The following is a 14,336-nucleotide window of genomic DNA, read 5'->3' on the forward strand; positions in this document are numbered from 1 at the left end:
ATTTTATTGAAGCCAAATATTCCAAACAGTCTAAGTCTGTTTTGAATGTGTCAAAAAAATCAATAATACTTTCTCCTTTGAATGATTCCATAACCTTTTTTGTTTTCCGAAATATAAGAAAATATCTTTACAGCTCTAAAATTCTTATATGAAAGCAAAAGCTCTTTATTAACATAATTTCGGAGCTCAACTACTGGAATTTCTTGATTATTGGGAGCAAAAACATCGGAATCGTGTTCCCAAACTACATGCAAAATGACATTATTGTAAGCTGTATCACGTTCATGATTATGCAAATACCAATCGGAAGATTTGACATGGATTTCGATATTGCCTGCCCATTTTTGATTAGCAATTATGATTTGAGCATTGAAAAAATCAGGACCTGCAGTTTCTAAATAATATCCAGGATGCAGTATCGAAATAGTTTCTCCTTTGACAGTTTGTAACTCAAGTGATGTTAACTTTTGGTATTGCCAAACATAATGCAAAAAATCTTCTTTCATATAGTAGACGATTCAAATGAATTGACTACTAATGTATTAAAAAATATTAAATGAAAGAAAATTATTTCAATAGATACAATTTAGCACAAGCTCTAGCATCAGATAATGCTTCATGATGATCTAATGCAATGCTCATTATTCTGCAACAGTCACTCAATTTTGCAGGTTTAAATCCTTTGGCTTTATAAATTTTTACGGTGCATTCCCATCGGGAACCAATATTTAAATCCTCATAATTCAGACCGTGTAAAGCCATCGTTTTGGACAACACATTTCGGTCAAAACTTTCGTTATGAGCTACAACTACTCTATTTTTAAGGCGCTTTTCAATCTCTGGAAAAACCTCTACAAACGTTTTAGCATTTGCGGTATCTCTGGGATAAATCCCGTGCACTTGAATGTTGAATGGATTATAAAAATTATTTGGCGGTTGAATCAAAGTAACAAACTCATCTACAATAATACCCTCCTCGACCGTAACAATTCCAACCGAGCAGGGATGATAGGCCGTCGCCGTTTCAAAATCTATTGCAGTGAAGGTGCTCATTTTATTTTATTGATCCGATAATATCGTATTTGGTAATAATATGATGATTTCCATTCCCAAGATCAATCAAAACAGCCGCATTTTCACGAGTGAATAATTTTGACACTTCTTCTATAGGGGTTCCCATTGGTACAATTGGAAATGGTGCTCCCATAATTTCTCTCAAAGGACGATCGGCAGTATTTTTATCAGTAATATAACTTTGAAACAATAACGACTCATCTACAGACCCAACAAATCCAGTAACATCAACCACTGGAATTTGAGAGATTTTATATTTACGCATGCGCTCAATTGCGTGAGATACTAGTTCTTCTGTTCTTGCAATAACTAAAGGTTTATCTATATGATCTTTAATTACATCCTCCGCTTTTGTAATTTCATCTTCCAAAAATCCTCTTTCGCGCATCCAATCATCGTTGAACATTTTGCCAACATACCTACTTCCTGAATCATGAAACAAAACTACAACAACATCTTCTGGTTTAAAGTGTTCTTTGAGTTGCAACAATCCTTTAATGGCTGCCCCAGCAGAATTACCAACAAAAATACCTTCTTCAAGCGCAATTTTTCTTGTATAAACTGCCGCATCTTTATCAGTTACTTTTGTAAAACCATCAATTAGAGAAAAGTCAACATTTTTAGGCAAAATATCTTCTCCAATTCCTTCGGTGATATAAGAATAGATTTCGTTTTCATCAAAAATACCTGTTTCGTGGTATTTTTTAAAAACGGATCCATACGTGTCGATACCCCAAATTTTGATCGTTGGATTTTTCTCTTTCAAATATTTTGCAACACCCGAAATCGTTCCTCCAGTTCCAACTCCAACCACAAAATGAGTAATCTTTCCTTCGGTTTGTTCCCAAATTTCAGGGCCGGTTTGCTCATAATGCGCTATAGCATTCGATGGATTGTCATATTGATTCACATACCAAGAATTAGGTGTTTCTTCAGCTAAACGTTTGGAAACGGAATAATAAGAACGTGGATCTGTTGGTTCTACATCTGTTGGACACACGACCACTTTGGCACCAACTGCACGAAGAATATCCATCTTCTCTTTGGATTGTTTGTCGGAGATAACACAGATCAGTTTGTAACCTTTTACAATTGCCACCAAGGCTAATCCCATACCTGTATTTCCAGATGTACCTTCAATGATTGTTCCTCCTGGTTGTAAACGACCATCGACTTCGGCATCTTCAATCATTTTTATGGCCATTCTGTCTTTAACAGAATTTCCAGGATTGAAAGTTTCTACTTTGGCTAAAACCAAAGCATCAACTCCATTAACAATCTTGTTCAATTTTACTAATGGTGTATTACCTATAGTACCTAATATGTTTTGTGAAAACTTCATTTGAGAAAAAATTAATTAAAGAAATTCCATACCAAACCAAAACGAACCGTAAAATCTCTATAAGGTGTATTGGGAGCTGAAAAATAATTATTAGAAGAAAAAAGTGAGTTAAAATGCTCAGCTTTTAAATAGATACGTGTTCTTTGAATTTTAGCATTTACAAAAAAGTCGAATAACGGAAAGTTTCCGATTTTCTTGTCGTTTTGCACAAAAAATTCTCCAACAACTGGATTGTAGTCATTAGCATAATACGATGTAAAATAGTTCAACACAATTCCCGTTTGCAAATACAACGCTTTATTCTTAAAATAAGCATCTGAGAAATAAAAAGCACTTCTCAGCGTAAAATCGGGTACGTTCAAAATTGCATCAGATTGAGTTACTTTTTGATATAAAAAGGTATTATCAAATCCAAATTTTCCAAAATTGAATTCACGACTTGCTTTTACTGATAAATAATTGATGGTTTTATCATACTGATTAGGCGCAACAATCTGTTGTCTATCTAACTTTTGAGCAGCAGTCGTTATATCTTCAAAAAATAAAAAATCTTTTAAAATGGTGTATTGAGCAGAAAAATTAACCCATTGAGTCGTAGCATTAGCTAAAATGCTATTTATTTTTTCATTTTTAAAATTGTTCGACCAATTATAGTTAACGAAACTGGATTGGTACAAATTATAGTTGTTATTGGCTAATTTATTTTTGTTTTGGTATTCAAAAGAAAACTGATTATCCTCGTCTAAGTCAAAAACCATTTTAGCTTCAAGATTAGACAATGATTGATTAGTAATAGATCGGGAATACAAAAATTTACCGTTCCATTTTCCTTTTGAATAATTGTATTGAGCACCAAAACTATTAATCTTTTCACTTATCACACTCGGGATTACGTCTGAAGCTAAAATTAAAATTTGGTTGTAATAATAGTTACTTCTAAAATCATCAATGAAAAAATTAAACCTGCCTAGTGTTGTATTTTCATAAACTGCGCCAACTCGATTATACATTTTATTAAAATGCGTTTGGTCGTTGATATTGCTCGAAGAATAAGAATCTCCAAATCTCATAACAGAAGAGTTTCCTACTGTTGATGCTACTGTAGCTTGATTGTATTCAAAGAATTTATTTTCGTAATTGAATTGATGGTTCAGCAATAAATTATTCGCTCCCTTTTTCTTATTGATTCTAAATTCGTGATCCAAGAACAAACGTCTACCTTTCAAAAATGATTTTGCATCGGTTAAGAAAACCTCTAAACGTGCTCGATTATCATAGTTTGGATCCTCACCTTCAAAATCAGAAACCGTTGTAATACCTCCATTTTCGCCATTTAGAATATCTTGATAGGTAAAATGCCCGTTGGCAATATATCTAAAATCCTTAGTATGATAACTGGTCGTAAACCTGAAATTTCCCGAACTTGATAATTGGTTGATGTATCTTCCTAAAGATCGCAACCCACGATAAGCGATAGAAAAGTTAAGATTTTCATTCACATTAACAGCGAAATAGGAATCTAAAGATTGTCCTTGTTGAATAGTAGTTTTAAAATAGAGTTCTGTTACAGGAGTAGCTACAGATGCATATCTAATTTGATTGGCCTCCATAAAATTGAAATGCTTGGCTTTGAACCCCATTTCTGGAAAAATATCATTTTTGACTAAACCATAATTAAGGGTATTATAAGTTTGCCCCTCATTCGGAAAAGCCAAAAGACCAAAATTATCTTTTCGTAAATAATTATGCGAATACTCCTTTCTGATTGTCAAAGAGGTATCAATATAAGTGGTATCTCTATCCAAAGTAATGATTCGATACAAATCGATTGGGGCTACTTTGACTTTGGTTGTATCCACCGATTTAGAACTGTCGTTTTGAGAGTTCATTCTTTTTGGAGCTTGGGGGAAAGCCATATAGGAAACAAACAAAAAAAGGATATAAAAATATATACGCATCGAAAATATAAAATGTTAGAAATTTGAAATCAAATTTAGTCAGCAAAGATAAATGATATAATCACTTTTTGCACAAACAAAATCATAAAGATTTAAAACATAAAAAAAGGATTAAAAACCATTAGGTTCTTAATCCTTTACGATATATTCTAAATTAAGGTTAGTCTTTAATAAACTTTGAAGTTACAGTAGTAGCATCACTAACAAAAGTTATTAAATAAACCCCTTTGTTAAGACTACCAATTCTCAATTGATTATTGCTAAATTCATTAGTAGCCAAAACCTCCTTACCTAAAACATCATAAACTTTAATTGATTTAAGATTAAATTCTGAAGGCAAAGAAAACGAAACAAAATCTTGTGCAGGATTTGGATAAATCTGAATAGATTTTTCAATAGAAAAATCTTTGCTTGATAATATCAAACCATTAGTTGCATCAGCAATTAATGAGAATTCTTGACTACCGCCAATTAACGTACCTCTATGTTTTACCGTAATAGTATAAGTACCTGGCGCAGCATTTTCAATAAAAACTTTCTCTATGTTATCAACATCATTTGGACCGCTATTTGTAGCAGGTTGTGAAATAACATCTGGATTTAATTTCCATGGATAATACACAACCCCATCTTTAGTGATCTCAAGATCCAGATTATTCACCAACTTTGAAACACGGTTATCCGCATCTGCAGCGCTTACTGAAGTTACCGTACTCGCTGGATCAGTCCACGCAACAGAAACAGACAAAGGTTGCGAAGTACTAATACTAATATTTCTAGTAAAAATTGTATTATTATTAAGTGTTTGCTCAGTTATTAAAGTACTACTCCCATTATTTGAAATTAGTTTAGCAGCAGCTTTTGCATTGGCTAAACCCCAGCCAAACTCATAGTCAGGCCCAATTGAAGCACCGGTTTCTAATGCCGTATGACAAATCAAACCACGAACTGTAGCCGATTTCATGAAAGATTTATTAATATTGTTAAAATGTTGCTGAAGCAAACATATTAAGCCAACTATAGAAGGAGCTGCCATAGAAGTACCACTTAACAAACCATAAGAACTATCAGAAGCAACAGTTGTTGAATAAACAGAAAGCCCTTTCGAAGAAATATCAGGTTTAATTCTTCCGTCATCAGTTGGTCCCCAATTACTAAACGAACTAATTACTACACTCCCCGGCCCTGAATATAATGGAACATGATTAACCGCAGCAACAACCAATACATTTTTTGATAAAGCAGCACCAGTTAGCATATCATACCCCCCTTTTGCTATAATTTGAGGATGAATTAAATTTCTATCATTTCCAGCCGCCTTTACAATCTGATAATAAGGCATAACCTCTGCAATTTTATCGTAGTCAACAGAGGTCTGATCATATGTACCAAAACGCCAGTTTTGCAAATTTGTAATTGAATATCCATAGGAATGATTAGAAACTAAGTATCCTTCACCTGCAAATTGAATCATTTCACCTAAATCATTATCCCAGAAATAGGTTTTAGCACTTGCTCCATAAGCTATGCCTTTACTACGGGAATCAATACCTGCGCTAAGTATTGTTCCAGTTACGTGCGTTCCATGCTCACTTGGTGAAGAAGCATCATCACCAACTAAAACTCGCCCAGAAGTAAACTCTCGGTGTGTGTTACGTACTTTTCCTCCGTCCCAAACTCCAGCTACTACACCATTTCCAGTTAAATTCAAGCCAAGACTTCCCCCATCATATAAACTTGTAGCATCAAGAGTGATCGCTGATTCTGCATTATCCTCTGTAAAAAAAATTGGGAAACCATTATCAATTCGTTCTAGTGAACCTTTAAACATCCTACTAAAACGATTTGACCGTTTGAAATCAGTAATCAACTTTTGTTGCTTAGCATGAGTAAACTCATAACTACTTTTGAGATTTTCAATTTTTTTTTTATTATAAGTAGCAACAATCTTCTGTCTTTCAAGTTGCGACTGCCCATAGGCAATTTGCACAAAAAGAGCTAAAAATAAAATTTTTTTCATACACAAACATTTTAAAAAAAACCTCCCTTATCCGATGGAGGAAAGGGAGGTTAATATTACTCTTAAATACCTAGTAACCAGGATTTTGTATAAGGTTTTTATTCAAATCTATTTGAGATTGAGGTATTGGCAATTGCCATTTAGTACTCCCTGCTGGTATTGTAAGTGCTGAAGCTTCTACTTTTGTACCTAGACCATTAGCAAAATCACCTTCTACAGCATTACGCACCATAGGTAATCCTAACCTTTTTAAGGTAAAGAAACGATCCATCTCAAAAGCTAATTCTAGTCTTCTTTCTAACATGATTGCATTAAACAAAGCAACCCCAGTTTCAGCACCTGAAACGAAAGGTGCGTAGCGTTGAGCACGAACTTGATCTAAAAATGCCAAACCACCACCATTAATACGATACTGTGCTTCAGCCATATTTAAAAGAACTTCTTCAATACGAATTACTTTTATGTCAACAATAGCAGGGTTCCCCGTTAAACGTCCATCATACTTTATGATGTGATTATATACGTTACCATTATAAGCACTTGTTCTAAAATAAGCCGCTTTTCTTATGTCTGTTGCTGAAAACAAATCTGCAACATTCTTCTGTGCAACATATTCTGAACGAATACCCGCAGTAACAGTTTGGCTAAATACAACACCAGGCGTAACACCATCAACTTGGTCAATTCTTAGTTTAAACAAAACACCACTAGAGTTTACATCATCCCACAGACCAACAAAACTTGCTCTAGGACAAACAGCATTTCCAGCCAATGCTAAATTACCGTTCTCGATAACCTTAGCATAGTCTCCCATATATAAATAAACTCTAGACAATAAAGCACAAACAGCAGCTCTATTTGCCTTACCAGCAGTATTTTGATTGGCTGTAGCAATAAGTGCTTTTGCCCTCTCTAAATCTGTAACAATTTTAGCATAAGATTCAGCAACAGTCCCTCTACTAGGTTTAGCAAAAGGATCTACTTTATCTAAATATGGCATACCCAATGAGGAATTGGCATCAGAAGATTGAGTAGGAATTTTAGAATAAATACGTACTAAATCAAAATTATTCAAAGCTCTAATAAATAATGCTTGCCCTTCAATATTATCTCTTTGAGCATCTTTTGGCAAATTATTAATTTGATCTAATGCTCTTGTAGCAGTTTCTGCAGCTCTATAAGCACTTTCATAGTAATCAAACGATGAACTACTAGGTACATTAATTAACCTAAAACTGTTCGCATTTGTATTTCGACCTTCGACCATCAAAATTAAGTTATCGGTCATTACTTCACTATCAATAACAAACTCTGAGCCATAACCATTAGCTCCACCGTTTTTTATCATATATGAATAAGCTCCTGTAATCATATTTTCAAAATCGGAAGCTGTACGTAAAACAATACCTTCACTTACTGAATTATATGGTGTAAAAGTAATGTCGTCATCATTACATGAATTTAATACAAATGATAATGCAACTAGATATATTATTTTTTTCATCTTACTTAGATTATAAATTAATTGAAATACCAAAAAGGAACGACTTAACTGTCGGATAAGAATACAATGCATATTGTCCCGGAATTGCATTTGTAAAACTTGACGTTTCTCCACTACCAACACCTACTTCAGGATCACCTATGTATTTGGTCCATGTCAACAGATTCTGCATTGTCGAGAAAATTCTTATGTCTTGTACAGGTAGATTTGCCCAATACTTCTTTGAAAAAGTATAACCAATATTTAAATTACGTAATCTGATATAACTACCTTCTTGTAAAAAACGATCTGAAGTCACATTCGAATTAACTCCAGAAATTTGTCTTGGAATTGGATTAACAGCGCCTGTATTAGTTGGTGTCCAGAAATCAAAAGCATCAACAGCTTGGTTTCTTGTTGGTGACGCACCATCAGCATTCATATTTTGCCACATGTAGTTATATATATAATTACCTTCTTTGAAAACGAAATCCGTTGATAAATCAAAACCTCTATGTGAAAATTGGAAACCAAAACCACCTTCATATTTTGCATATGGAGTTTTACCATTAAGAACCCTGTCATTTTCAGTATAAACTGATGTTATAGAACCATCTAATTTCTTATAAGTCGCTAATCCTGTAGCTACATCAACACCTGCATAAGGAACTAAGAAAAATTCATCTGGCTGATATCCAACCTTGTTAACAGTAAGACCTCTAAGTAATTGATTATTAGGGTCTTCAGGGCGATTCAATAAATTTATTTTTCTATCAATTACAGCCCCATTAAAGTAAACCGTTAAATTTGTATGATCAGTTCTAATTAACGATGCTTTCAACTCTAATTCGAAACCTTTTGAAGTCCAGTCACCAGCATTAATTGGCGCACCAAATGCAGTCCCTACTGTTGTTTGATCTTGATAAATAAAATCTTTTCTTTTATCATTAAAGTAGGAGGTTGAAAATGTAATTCTATTTTTCAAGAAAGCAGCCTCTAAACCAACTTCGTTTTTGATTGCTTTTTCAAACTTCAAATTGTCATTACCAACAGTATTTCCAGTCAAAACTGTTCCGATATTTCCACCATATGGAGTAGTAGAAAATAGATTTTGGGCAGAATAACTACCAATTCCAGCTGTTGAATTCAATTCACCATAAGATGCACGCAATTTTAAGTTGTCTAGCCATGAAACACCTTCCATAAACCCTTCTTTACTAATATTCCATCCTAGAGAAGCACCTTTAGCAAATTCGTATTTATTATTTTTACCTAAAACTGATGATCCATCACGTCTTCCATAAAGCGACACCAAGTATTTACCCTCATAATCATAATCAACATTAGCAAAATAACTAAGGGTTGAGTTCTCTGTTCTCGTAGTAGACGGTACACCTACTACAGCTGTACCAGCTGTTGGTAAATCTCCATTAACATAACCTTTACGAGTCATTGTATATGATCTGAAATTTGTTTTAAAATACTCATACAATACAGTAGCTTCAAAATTATGTTTATCATTAATTGAATACTTATAACTCACACTATTAGTCCACTGATAATCAAGCGCATCATGACCATTATCCGTTTTAGAACCCCTAGCAGTTGGGTCACCAACTATTAAATCTAAAAAAGAATTCGGTTTAGTAAAAACTTCTCTTTGGTATCTTTCATAGTTCATATTCATTTGTGTTTTGAACTTAAGATCTTTAAGCAACCTAACTTCTAAATATGGTCTTCCATATAATCTAAAAAAACGCTGTTGCTCTGGATTATTTACAATTGCCTCAGCAATTGGAAATCCTTGTGCTAAATTAGTATTAAAAACAGGATTACCGTTTACATCATTTACAATGTTACCTTGAGCATCTCTTGCATAATAAGGCTCGTAAGGATTGTAGTCATACATTGCTCTAAAAGGATTTTGTGCATTATTACGATCCCTTGGCTCATTAAATTTTTCGTATGAACCACCAATATTAAAGCCTATTGTTATTGCATCGTTTGCTTTGTAATCACTATTATAACGAGCTGTAATTCTATTAAATCCATCTAAGTCATTAATAATACCTGAATCTGCAGTATATGCAACCGACATATAGTTAGAAAATTGCTCGTTACCCCCAGAATAAGAAAAAACATTATTCTGTAAAAATCCGTTTTGTAACAAATCATCTTGCCAATTATGATCATATGACTTAAGCAATGCCAATTGAGTTGCAGATACACCAACTGAACCACCTGCTCCAATTAAACCTTCATATCTAATCTTGTCATTTGCATTCATCATAGTAAATGGATCAGCAATTTTTTCACTAAAACCAAATGAGCTATTAAATGTAAATTTTGCTTTAGCATTAGACCCTTTTTTTGTTGTAATTACAACAACACCATTAGCACCACGAACACCATAAATCGCAGCAGCAGCACCATCTTTAAGTATACTTACGCTTTCAATATCAGCACCATTTAATGCTGAAGCCTCTGAAGCACCAACAAACGCACCATCGACTACATAAGTCGCAGAAGAACTGCCTCCAGTAATACTAACAGCACCACGAACTGAAACGTATGCATTTGCACCTGGCTTTCCATTTGCAGCAGTCACCTGAACACCAGCAGCTTGTCCTTGCAAAGCATTAACAACCGTAATTGTAGGAGATTGACGTGTAATTTCACCAGAAGAAACATTAGATACTGATGAAGACACTTTATTAGCATCTTTTTTAAAGTATCCCAAATTTTGAACTATCACTTCACCTAAAACCACTCCTGCTTTCATCTCAACATTAACAGTATTAGAAGCACCAACAGTCTTTCTTTGGGTATCCATCCCTAAGAATGAAAACACAAGTACATCCCCTTGTTTCGCTTTAATAGAATATTTTCCATCGAAACCCGTCTGAGTACCCGTTTTAGTACCACTGATAACCACATTAACTCCTGGTACAGCTCCTGTTTCGTCTGTAACAGTACCTGAAACAGTCTTCTCTTGCGCGAAGACAAATTGCATTGACATCGCCAATAGCAAAGAAAAAATCCATTTGAATTTTGATCTCATATTATTATTGTTTGAATTAGTTATGCAACAAAAATCATAATAAATTATTAATATACCAAACAAATAACAAAATAATTCCATTAACAAATGTTTATAAAACAATGGCTATATGTGAAAATTTTAAATAATTCTCAATAAAAAAGTTAGTATACAAAAAATAACAACAAATAAATCAATATTTTTGCCAAAAACAATTTAATGCTAAAACCTTTTTTTTTAACGAAAATTTTAGAATGTGGTTGTGATGAAGCTGGCAGGGGCTGTTTAGCGGGTCCTGTAACCGCTTCTTCTGTAATACTTCCCTTTCATTTTAACAATTCTTTACTTAATGATAGCAAAAAATTAACAGAGAAAACGCGGGAAAAACTTAGGAAAATCATTGAAAATGAAGCCTTAACCTATGCCGTTACTCATATTGAGCCTTTTGAGATTGATGAAATTAACATTTTAAATGCTTCTATAAAAGCAATGCAAGAATGCGTGGTAAAATTGGCCCCAAAACCATCAGCTGTGATAATTGATGGTAATGCTCCTTTTATACCCAAAAGAGGCATTATTAAAAAAGGGATTAAAATATTTACTGAGGAAGAAATTCGTTTTTTAAGCACACTACCCAATGCGAGTATTATAAAAGGAGATGGCAAATATTTGAGTATAGCTGCCGCATCAGTTTTAGCTAAAACATACAGAGATGAGTACATGAATCGCATTCATGAAGAGTTCCCTATGTATAATTGGAAAAAGAATAAAGGCTACCCTACTCAAGAACATCGAGAAGCCATAAAAAAATATGGCGTGACCAAATACCACAGAATGAGTTTCAGATTATTGCCTGAACAACTCAGCTTGGATTTATAAACTTAGAATGAGCTTCTTTCTATTTATTTATTGCTGTTCAAAAAACTCACATTTGAATAATGCAGCAAAGTGCTTTAGGATTTTTGCTTTCACTTCATTCTCATCTACAACTTCTACTCCAAGTTCTACATTCAAAGAGGTAACAGCCTTACCTCGAATGCCACATGGAATGATATTATCAAAGTAACCTAAGTCAACATTAACATTTAAAGCAAAACCATGCATAGTCACCCAGCGGGAAGCACGAACACCCATAGCGCAAATCTTTCTCGCAAAAGGAGTACCAACACCTAACCAAACCCCCGTTTCACCTTCGCTTCTACCACATTCTAAACCATACTCTTGTAACGTCAGAATAATAGCTTCTTCTAGAAAACGCAAATACTTATGTATATCCGAAAAAAAATTTTCTAAATCCAAAATAGGATATCCCACAATTTGCCCAGGTCCATGATATGTAATATCTCCCCCACGATTGATTTTGTAAAAAGTAGCACCCTTAGCTTCTAATTGTCCTTGATTTAAAAGCAAATTACTTATGTCTCCACTTTTACCTAAAGTATACACATGAGGATGTTCTACAAAAAGTAAATAATTAGGTGTTGGAAAATTAGTTTCCTCTCGCCTATTTTGAATTTTTAAGTCGACAATTCCTTTAAACAATTCTTCTTGGTACTCCCAAGTTGCTTTATAGTCTTTACTGCCTAAATCTTGAAGTTGGATAGTTCTATTCATGCTGTCTTTTACTAAAATTCAACCTCTAAATTTAATTTTTCTGGATGCTCCATATATTCTGAAAAAGGATACTGGAGTGTAACTGTTTTTCTGTCCTCACTAAATAAGGCTGAAGTATTCGAAACTTTTTTTACTGGTTTAGCAAAATGATACTTTACAATATAATTGGATGAAGCAAAAATCATTTTATTCATTTCAGCAGCTTCCTCATTTAGCGTTTCTTTTTTGACTATATTCAAAACTGCAATTCTAGTAAATTTATTTCCTTTAAAAGAATATGACAAAGTAGAATTGTTGTTTGCCAGCCCTTCTGAAGGAATAGCTGACCCAAATTCAGTTGCCTTATTAGCTTTATTTTGAAGTAAACTAATCGCATTGATTGCCGTCATAGCATCTTGTAATTCTGAGACGTTCTTGAAATTAGTTTGTAACGAAAACAAAAACTGCTTTTGCTCTTGATTCATTTGCATACGCATATTGAAATTTTCTAATTTTTTCAACAGTTGCTGCTCGTCTATTGATAATTTGGCAATACTATCTTTATTATCCGCTAAAAGTTGCTTAAAAGTAAAAGTAGAATCAATGCTCTTCTCATTTTTCAAAGAATCTTTAGGCATCATCGCCATTAAACTAGACCCATCCAAATCAACATTGAATTTTCCCGAGCCATCCTTATTTACATAAATATTTTCGGTCACTGTACAACTAGTCACTAAACTAGTGATCAAAAAAACAAGAAACATTAATTTGGTTTTCATATTCCAATAGTATTAACCTCTAAAATGACACATTTGAAAAAATTACTACATTTAATGTAGTACACATTTAATTTGAGCCAAAGATACTAAAAACACTTGCTCAAACTCAAAATAGCCAAGCTCTTTACCTATTTTAGACTTATTCAAATTCAACAGTCACAGCAGTACTTTCGGGATTTATCAAACTTTCAAGCAGATCAAAAGTAATTTCTACCGATTTTTGATCCGGACTTATTTTCGCATTTGCCACTGATACCGACTGTATCTTTTTAGGAAAATGATAGTTGAATGTTAATTTTTGATGCAACTTCATAGGAGATAATTTAGACTTATATTGTACTAAATCCTCTTGGTTTTTCTTTAAAAACTTCTCACTAATAATTGTTACCACCCTTTTAAATTGATTCCCTGAATACTCAAAAGAGACCTTGTAATAATGTTCTTCAGCACTCAAAGCATAATTATGAACAATGTCACTCACATATTCCTGCGTCTTATACAAATCTGCAATTTTGGAAGGATGAAGAAAATCTTGCTTAAAGGTGGTTCGAAACTCTTTTTCAAAAGAATTCTTTTTGATATGCACCTGCACACCTTTGTAGGCATTAAACACAGCCTTTTCTTCAGGTGTTAACTTTGAAAAAGTGCCATCATATTTTTTTATATAATCATCAAAAACATAGGTAGTATCTTCAAAAGCTTCATTTTTATTATACTCTTCACCAGCTATCAGCTGATAACTTTGTTCTACTCGGTGCAATTCAAAAGTAGCCTGACCACTTCCATCGGCATTTACTACTATCGTTTCGGTTACTTGACACCCCACTAAAAGGAGCAAACATATAACCAATAAAAAGATGTTTTCTTTGTTCATATCCTATAATTAATAAACCAAATGTAAAGAAATAACTTATAGATAAAAATTTTCTATGTTTTAAATCAATTACGAATTAAAGTCACTAGGCATAAAATTTATGAATTACAAAAATATTGCACTAAAGGATTACAAAATAAAAAAATAAATTTGCGCACCTAAACCTAATAAAC

General features: G+C 33.5%; 11 protein-coding genes and 1 pseudogene. 1 reads left to right on the top strand and 11 read right to left on the bottom strand.

What is annotated here, in order from left to right; all coding sequences use genetic code 11:
• The 8 genes and pseudogenes from O9307_RS09435 to O9307_RS09470 form a co-directional block, all read right to left on the bottom strand.
• A pseudogene (locus tag O9307_RS09435) lies at positions 1-91 on the bottom strand (IS1595 family transposase); the annotation flags it as partial.
• Positions 60-506, bottom strand: coding sequence for a DUF2851 family protein (locus O9307_RS09440; RefSeq protein ID WP_366100352.1), 447 nt, complete (start codon positions 504-506; stop codon positions 60-62). The pseudogene O9307_RS09435 and the gene O9307_RS09440, both read right to left, overlap by 32 nt.
• Positions 507-567: 61 nt before the next feature.
• Complete coding sequence (locus O9307_RS09445; RefSeq protein WP_298298221.1) at positions 568-1,053, bottom strand: 3'-5' exonuclease; 486 nt, start codon at positions 1,051-1,053, stop codon at positions 568-570.
• 1 nt (position 1,054) lies between these two features.
• Entirely contained in the window at positions 1,055-2,416 is a 1,362-nt protein-coding gene (locus O9307_RS09450; protein WP_298298223.1) for a pyridoxal-phosphate dependent enzyme, read from the bottom strand.
• Positions 2,417-2,427: 11 nt separating this feature from the next.
• Positions 2,428-4,305: a putative porin gene (locus tag O9307_RS09455; protein WP_298298225.1), complete on the bottom strand. Its 1,878-nt coding sequence runs from the start codon at positions 4,303-4,305 to the stop codon at positions 2,428-2,430.
• A gap of 229 nt (positions 4,306-4,534) precedes the next feature.
• A complete protein-coding gene (locus O9307_RS09460; protein WP_298298228.1) occupies positions 4,535-6,394 on the bottom strand; it encodes a S8 family serine peptidase in 1,860 nt (619 codons plus the stop codon).
• A gap of 70 nt (positions 6,395-6,464) precedes the next feature.
• Entirely contained in the window at positions 6,465-7,988 is a 1,524-nt protein-coding gene (locus O9307_RS09465) for a RagB/SusD family nutrient uptake outer membrane protein (protein WP_298298230.1), read from the bottom strand.
• Positions 7,909-10,938, bottom strand: coding sequence for a SusC/RagA family TonB-linked outer membrane protein (locus O9307_RS09470; RefSeq protein ID WP_298298232.1), 3,030 nt, complete (start codon positions 10,936-10,938; stop codon positions 7,909-7,911). The genes O9307_RS09465 and O9307_RS09470 overlap by 80 nt, the downstream gene beginning before the upstream one ends.
• 198 nt (positions 10,939-11,136) lie before the next feature.
• Here O9307_RS09470 and O9307_RS09475 point away from each other — a divergent pair, with 198 nt between their 5' ends.
• A complete protein-coding gene (locus O9307_RS09475; RefSeq protein ID WP_298298235.1) occupies positions 11,137-11,796 on the top strand; it encodes a ribonuclease HII in 660 nt (219 codons plus the stop codon).
• A gap of 27 nt (positions 11,797-11,823) precedes the next feature.
• Here the strand turns inward: O9307_RS09475 and lipB are convergent, their stop codons facing one another.
• The 3 genes from lipB to O9307_RS09490 all read right to left on the bottom strand — a co-directional run bounded on the left by lipB (position 11,824) and on the right by O9307_RS09490 (position 14,163).
• A complete protein-coding gene (gene lipB, locus O9307_RS09480; protein ID WP_298298237.1) occupies positions 11,824-12,531 on the bottom strand; it encodes a lipoyl(octanoyl) transferase LipB in 708 nt (235 codons plus the stop codon).
• A gap of 11 nt (positions 12,532-12,542) precedes the next feature.
• A complete protein-coding gene (locus tag O9307_RS09485) occupies positions 12,543-13,289 on the bottom strand; it encodes a hypothetical protein (RefSeq protein WP_298298240.1) in 747 nt (248 codons plus the stop codon).
• A 139-nt stretch (positions 13,290-13,428) separates the two neighbouring features.
• Complete coding sequence (locus tag O9307_RS09490) at positions 13,429-14,163, bottom strand: hypothetical protein (RefSeq protein WP_298298242.1); 735 nt, start codon at positions 14,161-14,163, stop codon at positions 13,429-13,431.
• Between the last annotated feature and the right edge of the window lie 173 nt (positions 14,164-14,336).

Source organism: Flavobacterium sp. (assembly GCF_027531905.1).
Classification (GTDB): Bacteria; Bacteroidota; Bacteroidia; order Flavobacteriales; family Flavobacteriaceae; genus Flavobacterium.

What these genes read in the sequence shown, in the direction of transcription:
- O9307_RS09440 (WP_366100352.1), bottom strand. Translation starts at nt 506, where the DNA reads ATGAAAGAAGATTTTTTGCATTATGTTTGGCAATACCAAAAGTTAACA.
- O9307_RS09445 (WP_298298221.1), bottom strand. Translation starts at nt 1,053, where the DNA reads ATGAGCACCTTCACTGCAATAGATTTTGAAACGGCGACGGCCTATCAT.
- O9307_RS09450 (WP_298298223.1), bottom strand. Translation starts at nt 2,416, where the DNA reads ATGAAGTTTTCACAAAACATATTAGGTACTATAGGTAATACACCATTA.
- O9307_RS09455 (WP_298298225.1), bottom strand. Translation starts at nt 4,305, where the DNA reads ATGAACTCTCAAAACGACAGTTCTAAATCGGTGGATACAACCAAAGTC.
- O9307_RS09460 (WP_298298228.1), bottom strand. Translation starts at nt 6,394, where the DNA reads ATGAAAAAAATTTTATTTTTAGCTCTTTTTGTGCAAATTGCCTATGGG.
- O9307_RS09465 (WP_298298230.1), bottom strand. Translation starts at nt 7,988, where the DNA reads ATGCAATTCCGGGACAATATGCATTGTATTCTTATCCGACAGTTAAGT.
- O9307_RS09470 (WP_298298232.1), bottom strand. Translation starts at nt 10,938, where the DNA reads ATGAGATCAAAATTCAAATGGATTTTTTCTTTGCTATTGGCGATGTCA.
- O9307_RS09475 (WP_298298235.1), top strand. Translation starts at nt 11,137, where the DNA reads ATGCTAAAACCTTTTTTTTTAACGAAAATTTTAGAATGTGGTTGTGAT.
- lipB (WP_298298237.1), bottom strand. Translation starts at nt 12,531, where the DNA reads ATGAATAGAACTATCCAACTTCAAGATTTAGGCAGTAAAGACTATAAA.
- O9307_RS09485 (WP_298298240.1), bottom strand. Translation starts at nt 13,289, where the DNA reads ATGAAAACCAAATTAATGTTTCTTGTTTTTTTGATCACTAGTTTAGTG.
- O9307_RS09490 (WP_298298242.1), bottom strand. Translation starts at nt 14,163, where the DNA reads ATGAACAAAGAAAACATCTTTTTATTGGTTATATGTTTGCTCCTTTTA.